The organism is Prosthecobacter fluviatilis (assembly GCF_042655725.1).
GTDB classification, from domain to species: domain Bacteria; phylum Verrucomicrobiota; class Verrucomicrobiia; order Verrucomicrobiales; family Verrucomicrobiaceae; genus Prosthecobacter; species Prosthecobacter fluviatilis.
In genome coordinates this window covers 300,927-319,519 of the sequence record NZ_JBHSMQ010000007.1, presented here as the reverse complement: position 1 = coordinate 319,519, position 18,593 = coordinate 300,927, and the positions used below count along the sequence as shown (strand labels likewise).

General features: G+C 60.9%; 15 protein-coding genes. 10 read left to right on the top strand and 5 right to left on the bottom strand.

Annotation, left to right across the window (positions count from 1 at the left end; genetic code table 11):
• Window positions 1-9: 9 nt before the first annotated feature.
• Entirely contained in the window at window positions 10-525 is a 516-nt protein-coding gene (locus tag ACFQDI_RS18755) for a hypothetical protein (RefSeq protein WP_377169663.1), read from the bottom strand.
• 105 nt (window positions 526-630) lie between these two features.
• Here ACFQDI_RS18755 and ACFQDI_RS18750 point away from each other — a divergent pair, with 105 nt between their 5' ends.
• Both ACFQDI_RS18750 and ACFQDI_RS18745 read left to right on the top strand, forming a co-directional pair.
• Complete coding sequence (locus ACFQDI_RS18750; RefSeq protein ID WP_377169661.1) at window positions 631-3,744, top strand: PVC-type heme-binding CxxCH protein; 3,114 nt, start codon at window positions 631-633, stop codon at window positions 3,742-3,744.
• Between the two features lie 121 nt (window positions 3,745-3,865).
• Entirely contained in the window at window positions 3,866-4,486 is a 621-nt protein-coding gene (locus ACFQDI_RS18745) for an LON peptidase substrate-binding domain-containing protein (RefSeq protein ID WP_377169659.1), read from the top strand.
• Between the two features lie 36 nt (window positions 4,487-4,522).
• Here ACFQDI_RS18745 and ACFQDI_RS18740 read toward each other — a convergent pair whose 3' ends face one another.
• From ACFQDI_RS18740 to hisA, 3 genes are all read right to left on the bottom strand, one after another.
• Window positions 4,523-5,620: a DNA glycosylase AlkZ-like family protein gene (locus ACFQDI_RS18740; protein ID WP_377169657.1), complete on the bottom strand. Its 1,098-nt coding sequence runs from the start codon at window positions 5,618-5,620 to the stop codon at window positions 4,523-4,525.
• A 104-nt stretch (window positions 5,621-5,724) separates the two neighbouring features.
• On the bottom strand, window positions 5,725-6,525 hold the full coding sequence (locus ACFQDI_RS18735; protein WP_377169655.1) for a fumarylacetoacetate hydrolase family protein: 801 nt from the start codon (window positions 6,523-6,525) through the stop codon (window positions 5,725-5,727).
• A 64-nt stretch (window positions 6,526-6,589) separates the two neighbouring features.
• Window positions 6,590-7,360, bottom strand: a complete 771-nt coding sequence (hisA, locus tag ACFQDI_RS18730; protein ID WP_377169652.1) for a phosphoribosylformimino-5-aminoimidazole carboxamide ribotide isomerase — start codon at window positions 7,358-7,360, stop codon at window positions 6,590-6,592.
• Between the two features lie 314 nt (window positions 7,361-7,674).
• Here hisA and leuA point away from each other — a divergent pair, with 314 nt between their 5' ends.
• A complete protein-coding gene (gene leuA, locus ACFQDI_RS18725) occupies window positions 7,675-9,339 on the top strand; it encodes a 2-isopropylmalate synthase (RefSeq protein ID WP_377169649.1) in 1,665 nt (554 codons plus the stop codon).
• 133 nt (window positions 9,340-9,472) lie between these two features.
• A complete protein-coding gene (locus tag ACFQDI_RS18720) occupies window positions 9,473-10,066 on the top strand; it encodes an HAD family hydrolase (protein ID WP_377169647.1) in 594 nt (197 codons plus the stop codon).
• A gap of 55 nt (window positions 10,067-10,121) precedes the next feature.
• Here ACFQDI_RS18720 and rsmA read toward each other — a convergent pair whose 3' ends face one another.
• On the bottom strand, window positions 10,122-11,465 hold the full coding sequence (gene rsmA / locus ACFQDI_RS18715) for a 16S rRNA (adenine(1518)-N(6)/adenine(1519)-N(6))-dimethyltransferase RsmA (RefSeq protein WP_377169645.1): 1,344 nt from the start codon (window positions 11,463-11,465) through the stop codon (window positions 10,122-10,124).
• Window positions 11,466-11,538: 73 nt separating this feature from the next.
• On the opposite strand from rsmA, the gene panD reads away from it, so the two are divergent.
• The 6 genes from panD to ACFQDI_RS18685 all read left to right on the top strand — a co-directional run bounded on the left by panD (window position 11,539) and on the right by ACFQDI_RS18685 (window position 18,565).
• A complete protein-coding gene (gene panD / locus ACFQDI_RS18710; RefSeq protein ID WP_377169643.1) occupies window positions 11,539-11,910 on the top strand; it encodes an aspartate 1-decarboxylase in 372 nt (123 codons plus the stop codon).
• An 89-nt stretch (window positions 11,911-11,999) separates the two neighbouring features.
• Entirely contained in the window at window positions 12,000-15,059 is a 3,060-nt protein-coding gene (locus ACFQDI_RS18705) for a PVC-type heme-binding CxxCH protein (RefSeq protein WP_377169641.1), read from the top strand.
• Between the two features lie 66 nt (window positions 15,060-15,125).
• Entirely contained in the window at window positions 15,126-16,040 is a 915-nt protein-coding gene (locus tag ACFQDI_RS18700; RefSeq protein ID WP_377169639.1) for a dihydrodipicolinate synthase family protein, read from the top strand.
• 234 nt (window positions 16,041-16,274) lie between these two features.
• On the top strand, window positions 16,275-17,168 hold the full coding sequence (locus tag ACFQDI_RS18695; RefSeq protein WP_377169637.1) for a sugar phosphate isomerase/epimerase family protein: 894 nt from the start codon (window positions 16,275-16,277) through the stop codon (window positions 17,166-17,168).
• A 70-nt stretch (window positions 17,169-17,238) separates the two neighbouring features.
• The gene (locus tag ACFQDI_RS18690; protein WP_377169635.1) at window positions 17,239-18,036 is read left to right on the top strand and encodes a PIG-L deacetylase family protein; all 798 of its coding nucleotides are present in this window, start codon (window positions 17,239-17,241) and stop codon (window positions 18,034-18,036) included.
• Between the two features lie 94 nt (window positions 18,037-18,130).
• Entirely contained in the window at window positions 18,131-18,565 is a 435-nt protein-coding gene (locus tag ACFQDI_RS18685) for an NYN domain-containing protein (RefSeq protein WP_377169633.1), read from the top strand.
• The last annotated feature ends 28 nt before the right edge of the window (window positions 18,566-18,593 follow it).

The following is an 18,593-nucleotide window of genomic DNA, read 5'->3' as shown; positions in this document are numbered from 1 at the left end:
GAGAGCGCCTCAGTACACCGTGCCGCCAAAACCCGTGCCGTAACCGGAATACCCGGAGGTCGGCGTGGTCTGCATGAGCGCGGAATTCATGCGGAAGGAAGACCCCTGGGCGTTCATCATGGCAGACTGCTCCAGGTCGGCTGCTGCCTCCTGCTGTTCGGCCAGTTTTGCCTCGGCGATTCTTTCTTCCTGACCACGCAGCACATTCACGAGGATGACACGCTCCTTCTCACTGATCTTTCCCAGCGTGGCCGCTTTGTTGATCTCCATCAGGCGCGGATGCTCCGCGGCATAACGGTAGAGGAAATCGTCCATCTTTTGCTGGCTCCATTTGCCATTGAGCGGTCTGCCGACGGACTTCTCCGCGACCAGCGCCGCCTCGCCGCCCTGATGGATGTAACCCACCTCCACCGCCCTCCTCGCAAACACCTTGGCCTCGTCAACGCTTCCCACGTGGTACTCGTCGCTAGTGGTCTGGCAGGACGAAAGCAGCAGGGCGCCCAGAAGCAAAAGGAGGGATTTCATGCGCCGGAATGTGGAGAATGTTTTCCGCGCCACAAGCCAAAGTCGTTGCGCGCCGGGCAAAGTGGTCCAGAACTGCGGTTTCCGCCCGTATTTTACCTCCCAGCCATGACGTCCCGCCCTTTGATCCTCCTCGCACTGCTTGGCTCCGCCTCCTGTGCCCTGGCCGCCAGCCCTGTCTTTGAAAGTCCCAAGCTCACCACCGCCGCGAATTCGCCGCGTCTGGTCAAGGTGGACGCCTCTCTCAAAGGGGCGAAGGAGCTCTACCTCGTGGTCTCGGATGAGGATGGCATCAGCTGCGACTGGGCGGACTGGATCGAGCCAAAGCTCGTCATGGCGGACGGCAGCACGCAAGATCTGACTAAACTGAAGTGGAAAGCCGCCAGCCAGGGCTCCGGCGGCACGCGTGTGGGAAAATCGGCCATGGGAGCCGCGCTGCTGGTGGGTGGCAAGACGTATGACAATGGCATAGGCACGCATGCGCGCTCGGTGATCGCCTACGATCTGCCGAAGGGCGTGGTCGGCTTCACCGCGCAGGCGGCCATTGATGACGGCGGCATGGAGCGTGGCGGCAAGGCCAGCAATGCCTCGGTGAAATTTCAGGTCTATACCGAGACTCCGCCGAACGCCCCCAAGCCCACGCCCCCCATCGTCGATGACGGCAAGACTACCGTGCCCGCCGATCTCTTCAGCGTGCCTGAAGGCCTGGAAGTCACCGTCTGGGCCACCTCGCCCGATTTGTACAATCCCACCAACATCGACTTCGACGCGCAGGGCCGCCTGTGGGTGGCGGAAGGGGTGAACTACCGCAGCAAAGGCAGCCGCAGGCCGGAGGGAGATCGCATCGTGGTGCTCGAAGACACCACCGGCTCTGGTCGTGCGAACAAGAGCACCGTGTTTGTGCAGGAGCCCGCGCTGGCCGCTCCGCTGGGGGTGGCGGTGCTGGGCGGCAGGGTCGTCGTCTCACAGCCGCCCGACCTGCTCGTTTACACCGACGTGAATGGCGATGGCAAATTTGACCCGGCCGTGGACAAGCGCGATGTGCTGCTCACCGGCTTCGGCGGACGTCAGCATGACCACAGCCTGCACAGCGTCACCGCCGGACCCGACGGCCAGTGGTACTGGAATCAGGGCAACACGGGCGCAAAATTCACGGATCACTCCGGCAAGACCTTCCGCATGGGCAGCCCCTACATGATGCAGGAAATCGCTGGGCAGAAGAGCGACGACGGCCATGTGTGGATCGGCGGCTTTGGCGCGCGCATGAATCCTGATGGCACGGGTGTGACGATCATCGGTCACAACTACCGCAACAGCTACGAACAGACGATCACCTCCTTTGGCGATGTGTTTCAGAGCGACAACGACGACCCGCCTGCCTGCCGCGTGACCCCTGTGATGGAGGGCGGCAACGCGGGCTTTGCCTCCGCCGACGGCCTGCGCTCCTGGGGGGCGGACAAGCGTCCCGGCCAGGACACGCCCACCGCTGAGTGGCGTCAGGAAGACCCCGGCACCATGCCTGCCGGAGATGTGTATGGCGGCGGCTCGCCCACCGGCGTGGGTTTCTATGAGAACGGCGCGCTCGATAAAAAGTGGAACGGCCTCCTTCTCGCCTGCGAGGCGGGCAAGAACGTGGTCTTTGGCTACCTGCCAAAACCCGACGGTGCAGGCTGGAAGCTGGAGCGCTTTGACTTTATGACCTCCAACAAGGAGAAGGAATTTGCCGGCTCCGACTTCCTCGGCGGCAAGCCCACAGGCGAACTGAAGACCCGCTTCCGCCCCAGCGATGTGACCGTGGGACCCGACGGCGCGATCTATGTGGCTGACTGGTTCGACGCCCGCGTGGGCGGCCACGGCACGCTGGATGAACGCTACACGGGTACGATCTACCGCATCGCCCCGAAGGGTTTTGATTCCAAAGTGCCTGCGCTGAAGCTGGACACCACCGAGGGGCAGATCGCCGCACTGAAAAGCCCGGCACCCAATGTGCGCTACAACGGCTTCACCGCGCTGAAAGCCCAGGGCGCAAAGGCCGTGCCAGCCGTGGCCGCCTTGCTGAAAGATGACAATGCCTACATCGCCGCGCGCGCCGCATGGCTGCTCGCACAGATGGGAGAAGAAGGCGTGGCGCAGGTGAAGACCTGGCTCGATTCCAAAGACGAGGAGCAGCGCATGGTGGCCTACCGCGCCCTGCGTCGTGCGGGTGTGAATGTGCTCGGCATGGCCGCGAAGATGGTCGGCGATCCCTCCACCGCTGTGCGCCGTGAAGTGGCGCTGACACTGCGCGAAGTGCCTGCAAAGGAAAGCCTGCCGCTGCTGGTGAAGCTGGCGCAGCAGTTTGACGGCAAGGACCGCGCCTACCTCGAAGCCCTCGGTCTTGGCGCTGAAGGCAAGGAGGCTGAACTCTACGCTGCTGTTTGCAAGGACAAGCCCGCAGCATGGACCGATGCGCAGGCGTGGATTGCCTGGCGTCTGCACCCAACGAGTGCTGCGGAGGCCTTCAAGTCCCGCGCGCAGGATGGCGCACTCAGCGAAGAGCAGCGCAAGCTCATGCTCACCGGCCTGGCCTTTGTGAAAAGCCGCGAGGCCGCAGGCTCGATGATCGAACTGGCAAACACCAAGGACTTCCCGCTCAAGGAACTGGCCAAATGGTGGCTGCTCAACCGCAAGGGGAATGACTGGCAGGGCTACGATGTGGAGGGCGGCATGAAAGCGCTGGGTCTGTATGATCCTGCCAAAGTGAAACTCGTCGCTGTAGAGATGCCTCCTGAGATCAAGGACGCTACCAAGCTGCCCACCGGTGCGGAGATCGCCCAGCTGCCGGGAGATGCCAAGCGCGGCCAGACCGCCATCGCCGTGTGCTTCACCTGCCACAAGGTGGGTCAGGCGGGTGTGGAGTTCGGCCCTGACCTCAGCACCTTTGGCAAACAGCAGCCGAGCGAGGTCATCGCCCAGGCCATCGCGCATCCTTCTTCCGACATCTCCCACGGCTATGAAGGCAGCGAGATCAAGACGAAGGACGGCCTCACCATCACCGGCATGATCCTTTCCAGCGGAGATCCCGTCATGATCAAGTGCATGGGCGGCATGGTGCAGACAGTGCCCAAAGAGCGCATCGCCAGCGTGAAGAAGATGGATCGCTCCCTCATGTATCAGCCCCAGCAGCTCGGCCTCACTCCGCAGGCCATCAGCGACATCGTGGCATATTTGAAGAGCCTCTAAAGTGCTCGCGGGGCTTCAGTCCTCTCTGAAAGCCCCGCCTCTTTGCATGATTCGCTGGAATTGGGAAGTAAATCACAGAACCATGCGCCGACAGGGCACGTATCCGGTGTAAGCTTTCCCCATGGACATCTCGTCAAAATCATTCTCAGCCAAGGGTTTTGTGCTGCCGCAAGCGCTTCCCATGATTGTGCTCGACGATTGCTATCACTTCCCCGGCTGTCATCTTCCGTTGTTTATTTTTGAGGATCGCTACCGCCGCATGCTGGACCATGCGCTGCACACGGACCGCATGTTCTGCGTGGGGGTTTCCAACGGTGCAGATGAGGTGCTGCCCGTGACCACCGCCGGCCTGATCCGTGCCTCGGTGAAAAACCCGGACGGCACCTCGCAGGTCATGCTTTACGGCATCTGCCGCGTGCGCATCACCGGCTGGGAGCAGAAGACGCCCTTTCGCATCGCGCATGTGGAGCCCGTGCTCACCCAGCATGCCCCCCTCAAGGTCCTTCGAGAGCTGAAATCCCGCGCCCTGGACCTCCTGCCGCCGCCCACGGACGACAGCTGCGAAAACATGTGCCAGATGCGTCACGAGCTGGAGGAAATGGACGAGGCGGAGGCTGTCTGCGACATCATCGCTTTCCACTTCGTGCGCAAAAAAAACGTCCTGCGGGCGCTGCTGGAAGAATGCTGTCCCAAACGCCGCTACGAATTGCTCATTCGTGAACTCGAAAAGGCGCAGGGCTGAAGCACTCCTGAGCTTGAGTTCGCTTTCTGGATTTGATCAGCGTGCCGTAAAAAACTGCGCCATGCGCTGCAGCTCTTCATCCAGCGCGCTGCGGAACTCCGCACCGCCCGGTGCCTTTCCTGCCGCGTAGCCAAAGACCGGCTCCAACCGGCCTTCCCGTACGGACACGTTGGCCCAGCCGATGACATGCCCGCGCCAGAGCATCGGCAGCGCGTAGTAGCCGAACTGGCGCTGTGCTGGCGGCGTGTAGGCTTCGAACTTGTACCTCCACCCCCACAGCAGCTCGAAGCGGCGACGGTCCCAGACCACGGGATCAAAGGGGGAGAGCAAGCGTAATCGTTCGTCCACGGTGTAGCGGTGCGAGCGCGGGTTCTCATCGGCGGGCCAGTACCAAGTGGTTCCGTTGATGCAGCAGCTCGCCAGTTGCCCACGATCCACCCGAAGCGCCTCCCGTATCTGGGACGACAGATGCGGCGCGCCGTAGCGGAGCAGCCGCACCAGGTAGGTCAGGCTGGCAGCAGGCAGGGGCGCATACTTGCGCACCACCAGATCGATCAATGCGGCCGCACGCTGTGTGCCCCCCTCAGGGCTGTCATCGGAGGGTGGATGCGACACCGCCTCATAGACCCGGATGCCGCTATCGCGCCGCCTCACTCGCAGCAGTCCGCGATAGTGCATGCCGTCGAGCAGATGCGTGCTGGCGTTGCTCGAACCACCCCAGTAATTCTTGACGCGCCCGTGGGCAAAGTGCTCTTCGACCTCGCGCGGATGGACTGCGCCGCGCTCGTGCACGAAGGCTAGAATGTCGGCGGCCTTGCGCGCATTCTCGGCGTCCCAAGGCCGGGCAGCTTGGCGCGGATGCATTAGCGCCAGGTGCTCGCGTGGCAGGAACCCATAGTTGATCAGGCAGTCTTCCTCGATCGCAAGACTCTCATACCGGCGCTCCAGGTCGCCCACGCGGTAGTCCTTGACGCGGTGGCGTAGAGTCAGGTCCTGCGCCCGTGCCGGGGCGCGGATCGGATCCGCCTGCACAAAACCCAGGCGCTGAATGGCTCCCAGCAGCGTGGTCGGCGTGAACAGGCTGCGTGCCACAGCGTAGCGCCGCAGGTCGTCGAGGCTCGGTTCAGCAGGCATGGGAAACTTGAAACATGGGGAACAGTCGTTTGAGCAGCAGTTGAGGTGATATTGGGCCCAAGCAGAAAGGCTCGTTCCCTCTGTCATCCGTCATTCTGATTTCATCATTCACTCTTAACCGGATTCGTCAGCGTGCCGATCTTGTCGATTTCCACGCTCACTGTATCGCCATCCTTCATGAAAACCGGCGGCGTGCGGGCCATGCCCACACCGTGCGGCGTGCCGGTCAGGATCACGGTGCCCGGCATCAGTGTGGTGCTGCCGCTAAGGAATTCGATCAGCGTCGGCACGTCAAAGATCATGTCATTGGTGTTCCAGTCCTGCATCGTCTGACCATTGAGCACAGTTTTGATGCCCAGACTGTTCGGATTGGAAATCTCGTCTGCCGTCACCAGCACAGGGCCCAGCGGGCAGAAGGTGTCAAAGGACTTGCCCCGGCACCACTGGCCACCGCCGCCGTGTTTCTGCCAGTCACGGGCGCTCACGTCATTGCCGCAGGTGTAGCCCAGGACGTAGTTGAGCGCGTCGGCCTTGCTCACATTCTTTGCCTTCTTGCCAATAACCACGGCCAGCTCTGCCTCGTAGTCCACCTTGTCGCTCTTGAGCTTCGTCGGCAGCAGGATCGGCTCGCCGGGGTGCTGCACCACATTGGGCAGCTTCATGAAGACCACGGGATGTTTTGGCAGCTCCGCCTTCGTCTCCTCCGCGTGCTTCTTGTAATTAAGCCCGATGCAGATGATCGCAAACGGCTGCACCGGTGCGAGCAGCTTTGCCACCTCTGCCTTGCGGTCTGTCACTTGATGCTCGCCGAAGATGTCCCCCTCAATCACCAGCGCCGAGCCATCGGCCTGCTGTGCTGCGTGAGCGATGTTTCCCTGCGAGTCGGAGTAGCGGATGATTTTCATGGGGGAATAGTGCGCGCAATCCTGCCCGCGAACAGAGCTTTCTCAACGGGCAAGATTGCCGGTGCTACCCCTGTCTTCGATTCCACGCCACCAGCTCCTCATACTTCGCCCCCGTGCCGCCAAACAAATCCAGCGCACTGCCCACGGTGCCGTCCACTCGGCCATGGCTCAGCTCGTCGATGCGCTTCAAATCATCCAAGTGCCGGATGCCGCCTGCGTAGGTCATGGGGATGGGCGAGTGCTCGCCGAGAAAACGCACCAGAGCCTCATCAATGCCCTCACACTTACCCTCCACATCCACAGCGTGGATCAAAAACTCCGCGCACTGTCCTGCCAGAAAACGCAACGACTCCGGCGTGACCTCCAGCGTGGTGAGCGTCTGCCAGCGGTTCATCGCCACCGTCCAGCCCGTGGACGTCGTCTTGCAGCTCAGGTCGATGACCAGCCGGTCCTTGCCCGCGGCTGCCACCATGGCATCCAGCTTCGCCTGGTTAAAAGTGCCTTCCGCTTCAAACAGGTAGCTCGTCACGATCACATGGCTGGCTCCCGCCTCCAGGTACTCTGCCGCATTCTCCGGGCGAATGCCACCGCCGACTTGCAAGCCGCCGGGATAGGCCCCCGTCGCCGCCTTGGCCGCCGCCTCATTCCCCTTCCCCAGCAGGATCACATGCCCGCCCTTGAGATCGTCACGTTTGTAAAGCTCGCCATACCAGGCTGCATCGCGATCGCTGACAAAATTCGTCTTCAGCCCCGAGCCATCATCCCGCAAGGATGAGCCGACGATCTGTTTGACGCGGCCATCGTGGAGATCAATGCAGGGGCGGAACTGGGTCATGAGGTGGATGGTAGATTTTCCTCATCCTCCTACTCCGAGTCTTCGTTCCTTCAAGGCAGGATCTCACCATTAGCCCCTGTTGTCCGACCGCTCCCTCTTGACTACTCTCCCTTCCCTGCTTTGATACTCAAACCATGACCATGCCCGCCAAGGCTCTCCTTCTTCTCTCCCTGCGACTTACGCTAGGGTAGGCGGCCCGTGTTTCCTCGTCATGCCCTCTTTGCCGTCACGTCGCGGCTGTTACCCCTCAGGTCAGGAAAATCCATCCTGCGCAAGCCTGAAATCTCGCTAATCCTTTCTATTCTGTTTTTGTCATGTTGAAGAATCCGTCCTCCAAGTACCAGCCCTTTCCGCTGGTCTCCATCCCAAACCGTCAGTGGCCCAGCCGCCATCTGACCCACGCGCCCATCTGGTGCAGCGTTGATCTGCGCGATGGCAACCAGGCGCTCGCCGTGCCGATGAATGTCTCGCAGAAACTCGACATGTTTGATGCGCTGGTGCAATGCGGCTTCAAGGAAATCGAAGTCGGCTTTCCCTCCGCCTCCAACACGGAGTTTCAGTTCAACCGCCGCCTCATCGAGGAAAAGCGCATCCCTGAGGATGTGACCATTCAGTGCTTGGTGCAGGCGCGCGAGGATTTGATCGAGAAGACCGTGGAGAGCCTGATCGGTGCCAAGCAGGTCGTCATCCACATGTACAACTCCACCTCGCCTGCGCAGCGCAAATATGTGTTTGGCAAGAGCAAGGAGGAGATCATCGCCGTGGCCGTCAAAGGTGCGCAGATGATCAAGGACCGTCTGCACCGCCTGACTGCTGGTGGCACGAAGGTGACGCTGCAGTACTCCCCCGAGAGCTTCAGCGCCACGGAAGTGGAGTTTGCCAAGGAGATCAGCGAGGCCGTGATGGACGTGTGGCAGCCCACGCCGGAGAACAAGATGATTCTGAACCTGCCGGACACCGTGGAAGTCGCCATGCCCAACGTGTATGCCGACCAGATCGAATGGATCTGCACCAACATCAAAAACCGCGAGAGCCTCATCATCAGCCTGCACACGCACAATGACCGTGGCACCGGCACCGCCGCCACAGAGCTGGGCCTGCTGGCCGGGGCCGACCGCGTGGAAGGCACCCTGTTTGGCAATGGCGAGCGCACCGGCAATCTGGACATCGTGCAGGTGGCCATGAACCTCTACATGCACGGCATCTCACCCGGCCTGGACTTCAGCGACATGAACGGGCTGATCCGCATGTATGAGCGCACTACCGGCATGACCGTGCCTCCCCGCCAGCCCTACGCAGGCGAGCTGGTTTTCACCGCCTTCAGCGGGAGCCATCAGGATGCGATCAAGAAGGGGCTGGCTGGCTATGAGCAGCACAAGTCCATCTGGGACGTGCCTTACCTCACAATCGACCCCGAGGACATCGGTCGCGAGTACCGCGAGGTCATCCGCGTTAATTCGCAGAGCGGCAAGGGTGGTGTGGCCTACCTGCTGGAGAGCGAATTCGGCATCGAACTGCCCAAGGACATGCAGCGCGAATTTGGTCCCCTGGCCAACGACATCGTGGACAAGCTGGGCCGCGAAGTCACCGCCGCCGAGCTCAAGGACATGTTCTGGAAGGAATACATCGAGCGCGAGACCCCCTACTCCCTGCACCATTTCCATGCCGATGGAGTGGACGGTGTCTTCACCTGCCGCTGCAGCCTTGTCATCAACGGCCAGGAGCGCGGCATTGCCGGCAAAGGCAACGGCCCCATCGCGGCCTTTGCCCAGGCGTTGATCCAAGACGCCGGAGCGCCAGCCTTCGAAGTGGCCACCTACCGCGAGCAGAGCCTCAGCTCCGGCACAGAGGCCAGCGCCCTCGCCTTCATCCAGATCAAAACCGCCAATGGCAAGACCATCTGGGGTGCGGGTGTGGATACCAATATCGAGCTCGCCTCCATCAAGGCGGTGCTGAGTGCGGTGAACCGTGCGGCGTAAAAGGTAGTCGAGAGCTTTAGCTCGTGTCTGGATTCTGGGAGCTCGCGGAGCTACCTCCCAAACGAGCTAAAGCTCAGCACTACTTTTGGTTGCCCCAGGCTCTTGGGTGCGGTTTATGAAGACACGCGCTCCCATGTCCCTGCAAATCCCCGACTACCCCTTTCAAGCTTACATCTTCGACTGCGACGGCACCCTCGTTGATTCGATGCCGCTGCACTACATCGCGTGGGTGGAGGCGCTGAAGCAGCATGATGCGCCGTATGAGTTCACCGAGGAAGAATTCTATGCGCACGCGGGCATGAAGGAGCAGGATGTGGTGAAGCTGCTGAACGCGAAGCATGGTGCCAATGTCGACCCAGTGAGCGTGGATGAGCTGAAGATGGAGATCTTCGCCCGACGCATCCCCGAAGTGCAGGCGGTGCGTCCGGTCGCGGAGTTTGCGCGCTCCCTCGAAGGACGCTTCCCCATGGCCGTGGCCTCCGGCAGCGAGGAATCCACCGTGCGTGGCTGCCTGACCGCCACCGGTCTCATCGACCTCTTTCCCATCATCATCACCCCAAAAAAGGTGAAGCACGGCAAACCCGCGCCCGACATGTTTCTCCTGGCCGCCGAGCAGATGGGCATCGCCCCCAGCGAGTGTCTTGTTCTAGAGGATGGCAACAGCGGCATCCGCGCCGCCGAGGCAGCGGGCATGCAGTGGGTGTTTGTGCCGCCGACGTTGAGGTAATGCGGACAATCCTGTCCGCATCCAGAGCCCTCTCACTCGGTCTGGATTGCCCGAGCTACTTACGCCACGCCTTCCAGCACGTCACAAACCCTTTGGCAAAATCCTGCGGCCGGGCTGCCACCCATGCGTCGATGTCTTCGGGCTTGAACCATTCGCCGGTGGCGATCTCCTCGGGGAGACAGCGCACGGGGCCGTCGTGATGGGCGAGGCGGAGCTCGACGAATTCGTGGTCGGTATTGTCTCCTGCGGGGATCTGGGCGGCCAGTTCGGTGGACGGCACATGAATGCCGATCTCCTCGCCAAGCTCGCGCACCGCGGCGGTGGCATAGTCTTCTCCGGCGTCCAGATGACCTGCGGCGCTGCTGTCCCACTTCAACGGAGACACATCCTTCAGATGTGAGCGCTGCTGCAGGTAGATATGCCCGCGCTTATTGATGACGAAGATGTGAACGGCACGATGCAGCAGCTTGCGCTTGTGCACCTCACCACGGGTGAGCTGGCCGACCACTTCGTCGCGCTCATTCACCACATCAAACATCTCGCTGGCCTTCTGGCCTGCATCGGCCTCATGGCGGTTCTCGTAGTGGCGGGCGATTTGAATCCACTGCGCCAGAGACAGCGCCTCGGCACGCACGGTGGTAGAGACGTTGAGCGTCTGCACCAGCGCCTCCCAGCCGCCGGGAGCCTCGGGCAGCAGGTTTTTGAGCTGCTTGCGCCGCTGGGAGAAGCCCATGCGCACCAGGCGGTCGAAAAGCACGTGGTCAAACACCGGGAGCGTGGCGGGATCTCGCGGTGTCAGGCGGATGATGGCGCTATCCACCTTTGGCTTCGGATTGAAGACCTCCGGCGGCACCACGCGCAGCATCTCCACATTCCAGTCCTTTTGCACCAGCAGGCTCAGAGCACCATAGGCATCGTCCTCGCAGGTGGCGGCCAGGCGGTCGCACACTTCCTTTTGCAGCATGAAGACAGCGCAACTCACGGGAGTGGGCGGCGTGAGCCAGTGCTTCAGAATTTCTCCGCCGACGGAATAAGGCAGATTCCCGACGAGCTTCAGAGGCCCATGCCGGAACCAAGGACGAAGATCGATGCGGGTGGCATCGTTGTGAATGACCTCCACATCGCCGCGCCCTTCAAACTGGCCTTGGAGTTCCGGGCCGAGCTGGGCGTCTTTTTCGATGAGGATGAGCTTCTTGGGACGGCCCACGAGGTGCTTGGTCAGCGCCCCCATGCCGGGGCCGATCTCCACCACGAGGTCCGCGCCGTCCGGCTGCACCTGATCGCCGATCCAGCGGGAGATCTCCTCATCCTGGAGGAAGTTCTGCCCCATGCTCTTGCGCGGGGTGAAGTTCTGGCGTGCGGGGGCGGATTCGGAGCGGCGTTGGTCGCGGTATCTCATCGCCGCATCATCCACCGTTCTGGCGATCCATCAAACCAATCCATATCGCGGCAGCCAATACTTGACCCCCGGCGTGAATGACGCAATCTGGAGAGTGCTCAGAACCCTCCTCAAATCCAAGCTTCACCGCGCCGCCATCACCGATGCCAACATCGCCTATGAAGGCAGCATCACCATTCCCACAGACCTCATGGAAAAAGCCGACCTGTGGAACGGCGAGAAAGTGCTGGTGACCTCGATCACCAACGGCGCCCGCTTGGAAACGTATGTCATTCCCGGACCCAGCGGCTCAGGCCAGATCATCGTCAACGGTGCCGCCGCCCATCTCATCAACACCGGCCACCGCGTCACCATCATGGCCTGGGGCGAAAGCGAGAATCCCATCATCCCCAAGCGTCTGCTGCTCAATGAGCGCAACGAGGTGGTGAATGACACGGTGCTTTGATGCGTGAGACGGGCTTGCCTGTCACAAGAATACCACCATGGGCGACTTTCGGCTTTTGATGTCGCCGGAGGGACCCGTATGATCTGGGCATGACCCAGACCGCCGCCTGCTCTCTCACGCTGCTGCTAGCCTTCAGTGCCTCGCTTTTCGCCCAGGCAGACGGCATCAAGACCAAGACCACCTATGCCAAGGCCTACGGTGAAACCAAGAATGCCGTGGCCGTGGACCCTGCCAAGGATCTGCCGCGCTACCCCGCCGTGGAGCCCAAAGATGCCATCGGCACGTGGCAGGTGAAAAAGGGCTTCAAGCTCCAATTGACCGCCAATGAGCCGCAGGTGCGCAGCCCCATCGCCGTTTGCTATGACGAAAACGGTCGCATGTTTGTGTGCGAAATGATCGACTACAGCGAGATGCGCGATGTGACTCCGCACCTGGGCCGCATCTCCATGCTGGAGGACAAGGACGGCGACGGCCACTTTGAAACAAGCACCGTCTTTGCCGATGACCTCCCCTGGCCTACCGGCCTAGTATGGGCCAATGGCGGCCTGTTTGTGGGGGCCACGCCTGACATCTGGCGCTTTGAGGACAAAGACGGAGATGGCAAGGCCGAGGTACGCGAAAAGGTCTTCACCGGCTTTGGCACCGGCTTAAAAATCCTCAACGTCCAGGGCCTCATGAACAGCTTTCAGTGGGGGCAGGACAACCGCATCCACATCCTCGCAGGTGGTGGAAATCGTGGTGTCATCACCTGCCTCAAGCGGCCCGATGACAAAGGCATCGAGCTCGGCGGCAAGGACTTCTGGTTTGATCCCATCACGCTGGAGTTTGGTCTGGAAGGCGGCGGCGCGCAGTATGGCATGAGCTTTGACAACTACGGCCGCAAGTTTGGCTGCTCCAACAGCGACCACCTCCAATACTGGGTTTATGATGACAAATACGCCGGCCGCAATCCCTACTACCCCATGCCGCCAGCCAAGCAGAGCATCGCAGCGGATGGAGGTGCGGCGGAAGTGTTTCGTCTCAGCCCCGACGAGCCCTGGCGCATCATCCGCACGCGCTGGCGCATCGCCGGGGTGGTGAAGGGCGCGGTGGAAGGCGGCGGCCGAGTGAGCGGCTACTTCACCGGAGCCACCGGCACCACCATCTATCGCGGCGATGCGTATGGGGCTGACTTCGTGAACAACAGCTTCAGTGGCGACGCAGGCGGCCAGCTCGTGCACCGCAAGCTTATCAAGCCCAGCGCAGACGGCATCAGCCTCGTCGGCGAGCGCCCTGCCGACGAGCACGGCTTTGAGTTTGCCGCCAGCAAAGACACCTGGGTGCGCGTGGTGAATTTTGCCAACGCGCCCGACGGCTGCCTGCACATCTGCGACATGTATCGCGAAGTCATCGAGCACCCTTGGAGCATCCCGGACGAGATCAAGAAATACATCGACCTCAACAGTGGCAACGACCGCGGTCGCATCTACCGCATCGTGCCGGAGAAAGGTGCCGAACGCATCGGCCAAAAAGTGGGGCTGGGAAAAGCCGGCATCGAAGAGCTGGTGAAGACGCTGGGCCACCCCAACGGCTGGCACCGCGACACCGCTCAGCGACTGCTCTACGAGCGTAAGGACAAGGCGGCAGTGCCTATGCTGGAGAAGGTGCTAAGTGGAGACAATGCACTGGCGAAGCTGCATGCGCTGGGGTCGCTGAAAGGCTTGGGAGCTTTGAATGAAGGGCACATCCTTTCAGCTTTGAAGGATGCCAACCTTGCTGTGGCGGAACGCGCCTGCATACTCGCGGAATCGGAGCTTGGCCTACATTCCAAGGCTGCCGACGAAATCGTGCCTCTCATGCTCAAACTGACCGGGAAGGAGACAGCTCCGCGCACACGTTATCAGGCAATGCTCAGCCTTGGCAGCGTGGGGCACCAAAGCTACGGCACGAATCCGGATGCTCTGGATGCCAGCATTGAGACCGCTTTTGCAGAAACAATGCAGGATGATGCGCTAAGGAGCTCCAAGAGCTGGGTTTCGACTGTCGCGGGGGCGCGTCCGCTCATCGCACAGCATACATTGATGCTGATGCTGAAAAAGGACGCCTCCAAAGCGCCACCTGCCCTGATCGAAGCAGTGGCCTCTATGAAACTTGATCCCGCCGATCTCAGCACGCTGATCACCGCCGTCAGCAGCCTGCCTTCCAAAGCCCTTGCAGGCGCGATCCAGCCTCTCGCCAGCGGTTTGAAGCGTGCCGGCACCAGCCTTGAGAAAGTGGATGCAGAGCACAAACTCTCCGCCGTCTTTACCAAAGCGGCTGTGACTGCAGGCGATGCCAGCGCTTCTGAATCAGCACGTCTGGAAGCTATTGAGCTTCTAGGTCTCACCTCCTCCAAGGAAGCCGCCGATGCTTTGATTCAGTGCCTGGCCAAAGGACAGCCGGACGTCGTGCAGGCGGCTGCGGTGCGCACGCTGGCGCAGAGCGGTTCGTCCGCCGTGACTCAGTCTTTGCTCTCAGCATGGTCCGCCTATGGCCCGAAGGCCAAAGAAGCGGCTCTCGATTCCCTTCTCTCCCGCGAAGACCGTGCATTGGCACTGCTGGAATCCGGCGTGGTGAAGCCGCAGGAATACTCCGCCTCGCAGGTGCAGGCGCTGCTCAAGCACAAGTCCGCCAAGGTGGCAGCAGCGGCCAAAACGGCGCTGGCTGAGGTGATCCCGCCTTCTCGCGAGGAGGTCACGGCCAAGTTCAAGCCCGCCATCGCGGCCAAGGGGGATGTAACCAAAGGACAGGCGCAATACATGGCACGCTGCATGGCCTGCCACCGTGCCGGAACACTCGGTTTGCAGGTTGGCCCGGATTTGATTACGGTAAAAACTAAGGGTCGCGAGGCTCTTCTTACGGCAATCCTTGAACCTCATAAGGAGGTTGCATCTCAGTTTATTGCTTATACCTTCAACACCAGGGATGGCCAGACCATGGTCGGTATTATTACAAATGACACAGCGTCGAGTGTGACCATCAAGATGATGGGCGGCATGGAAAAGACCCTCCAGCGTTCGGAAATCAAGGGCAGCAGCTCCAGCGGGCAGAGCCTGATGCCCGAAGGCCTGGAGACCGGCATGAGTGTGAATGACATGGCCGATTTACTTAGCTTCATCGAGGGACAATAAACATCCCTTAAAACTGATCCTGTTTTACTTTGCAGCCGCCGTTGTCTGCGCTCCTTTGGTGTCTGCATGAAGACCACCCCTGTCACCTTTGAAGATCTCCAATCCTCCGTCATCGCCGTGCCACCGCTGTGCCGGAACAAAGATCTGTCCCTGGCCAAATCGCAGAACAGCCGCCTGATCAAGCACATGTACAAAGGCGGCATCCGCACGCTGCTTTATGGGGGAAACGCCAACCTCTACAACATCGCCCCGAGTGAGTACCATGCGCTGCTGAAGATGCTGGTGGACATTTCCCCGGACGACATGTGGGTCGTGCCTTCGGTGGGCCCGATGTATGGCACAGCAATGGATCAGGCCAAGATTCTCCGTGAATTCGCCTTCCCCACGGCGATGCTTCTGCCCACGCTCTTCCCTTCCAAGCCCGCAGGGGTGGCCACGGCCATCCGCCATTTTGTGGAAAAGTCCGGCATCAAGGCCGTGCTCTACATCAAGGACGGCGCCTACATCACCCCTGAACTCGCCGCCGAACTCGTGAACGACGGCCTCATCTCCTGGATCAAGTACGCCATTGTGGAGCCTGACCCGAAGAAGGACCCCTACCTCAAGAAGCTGATCAAGCTGGTGGACCCCAAGATGATCGTCAGCGGCATCGGCGAGCAGCCGGCCATCATTCACCTGCGTGACTTCGGCGTCACCGGCTTCACCGCTGGCTGCGTGTGCATCGCCCCAAGCCGCTCCACAGCCATGCTGCAGGCCATCCTCAGGAAAGACTGGGACACTGCTGAGAAGATCCGCGCTGAGTTCGTCGCGCTGGAAGATCTGCGCAATGCCCACAGCCCGATCCTGGTGCTGCATCACGCCGTCGAACTGGCCGGTGTGGCGCAGACCGGCCCCGTTCTGCCGCTGCTCACCGAGCTTCCGTCCAATCTTCTCACGAAGATCGAGAAGGCTGCAAAGGCGCTGCTGGCCAAGAACGACTGATGTGGGTCTCGCCTCACAGCGCCGCCACGATTGTGCCGACAGCTGTGCGCCACCTGACAACAGCGAACTGAAATTTCAGCAGGCTGGAAGCGGTCATGCCTTTGGCCGTTTTCAGCCTGGATTTCTTTCATCTGCAGACGACTCAGGAGTGCGCATTAGTCCCTGACAAACGCCGCAACGTTTGTATTGACGGTTTGTGACAGCACAGGTCATACACATGCGTATTCTCACGCCATGACCTCACGCCGTCGCTTCATCAAATCTCTCTCCACCACCGCTCTTTTCGCCGCCTCGGGTAGCATCTCTGCCCAGGAAGCCGCCAAGCCAGCCCGCAAGCTGCGCAAGGCCATCATGGGCGGCACTCTGGGTTTCAAAGGCACGCTGGTGGAAAAATACAAGGCGGCCAAAGAGGCTGGATACGAGGGGGTCGAGCCCGCCGGAGGCATGAACCAGCAGGAGGTGATCGACGCCCTTGGCCAGTCCGGCCTGCAGGCGGCCAGCGTGTGCTGCCACACGCACTGGAAGCAGACGCTCACCCATGATGATCCCAAGGTTCGTGAAGAAGGACTGCAGGGCGTGCTGACCACGCTGCGTGACGCCAAGGCCTACGGCACCGACTCCATCCTCGTGGTGCCGGGCGTGGTGAGCGAAACCGTGCCCTACGATGTGGCGTGGGAGCGCTCCATCACCGAAATCAAGAAGGCTGTGCCACTGGCCAAGGAACTGGGCGTCAAGATTTCCATCGAGAACGTCTGGAACAATTTCATCCTCAGCCCGCTGGAAGCCGTGCGCTACCTCGACGAGGTGGGAGATCCCATCGTGGGCTGGCACTTCGACATCGGCAATGTGCTGCGCTACGGCTGGCCGGAGCAGTGGATCAAGGTGCTGGGCAAACGAATCAACCGCATCCATGTCAAAGAGTACAGCACCAAGAAGATGAAGGAAGAGGGCGTGTGGAAGGGCTTTGATTGCGACCTCACCGAAGGCGACAACAACTGGCCCGCCATCATGAAAGCCCTCGACACCGCAGGCTACACCGGCTGGGCCATCAGCGAGCAGCGCGGCGGCATCAATTCCGGAGGCCTCAAAATGCTGACGGAGCGCATGGACAAGATTTTCGCGATGTAAGTCCGATCATCATTCACTCACGCGACACCCTGCGTTTCCAGAACGAGCTAAAGCTCTCAACTACTTTTTCATGCCTTCCGCCCTCGCCATCTTCGCCCATCCTGACGACATTGAATTCGTCGCTGCCGGAACCCTGCTGCAACTGCAGGCCCGCGGCTGGGACATTCATTACATCAATCTCTGCACCGGCAACGGCGGCTCGGTGCAGATGGATGGTCCCACCACCACCCAGAAGCGCCTCGCAGAAGCCCAGGAGGCGGCGCGCATCCTGGGGGCCACGTTTTATCCGCCCATCTGCGACGATCTGGAGCTGACGTATTCCGTCCCCTACCTGCGCAAAGTCGCCGCCGTGGTGCGCATGGCCAGACCGAGCATCGTGCTCACACACGCGCCCGCAGACTACATGGAGGACCACATGCAAGCCTGCCGTCTGGCGGTCACAGCGGCATTTTCCCACTGCATCCCCAATTTTCAGACAGATCCCCATCTGCCCTCCTATGCCCACGATGTGACGGTTTACCACGCCATGCCGCATGGCCTGTGCGATCCCCTGCGCCAGAAGCTCATGGCAGGCCAGTATGTGGACACCACCAGCGTGCATGCCCGCAAGCGTGAATCCCTCGCCGCCCACGAAAGCCAGAAGCACTGGCTGGACGTGAGCCAGGGCATGGACTCCTATCTCATCAGCATGGACGAGGCCTCCCGTGCCGTCGGCAGGCTCTCCGGCAAATTTGAATACGCTGAAGGCTGGCGCAGACACCTGCACCTGGGCTTCAGCGCCAAGGAGATCGACCCTCTCAAGGAAGCCCTTGGCGACCTCTGCCTCATCAATGAGGAGTATGAGAAGGCGAAAGCCGTGCCGGTTTGATGTGGGAGTTCAAGTTCAAGGTTTAAAGCTTCAAGTTGCCGGAGGCTCGCTCCCAGCTTGAAACTTTGAGCTTTGGCCCTTTAACTTCAGCATCATGCCCGCCCCGCTGACGTATCTGCTTGTGGACGGCCACAGCGTCATTCACGCGTGGCCCGAGCTCAGGCGTGAGCACCGGGTGGCCTCCCGGCGACATCTTGCCCGCACGGAGCTGCTCAAGCGCCTGAGAAATCTCCAGGACATGAGCGGGATGCAGGTGGTGGTGGTCTTTGACGGCGCCAGGCAGGGCACCAATGAGGAGCGCGAGCCTCAGGGGCTGCAGATCATTTATGCAGACCCCGGCACCACGGCGGACACCATCATCGAACGGCTAGTGGCCAGATATGGCAAGGAGCGCCCTATGAGGGTGGTTTCCGCCGACGGCATGGTTCGTGAAACAATTCTGTCACTTGGAGCCGAGTGGATCAGCCCCGAAATCCTGCGTGGCATGTGTGACAGCGCTGAAACCAACATGCGTGCCCGCCTTGCCTGAATCCGAATCACACTCTAACATCCCCTCC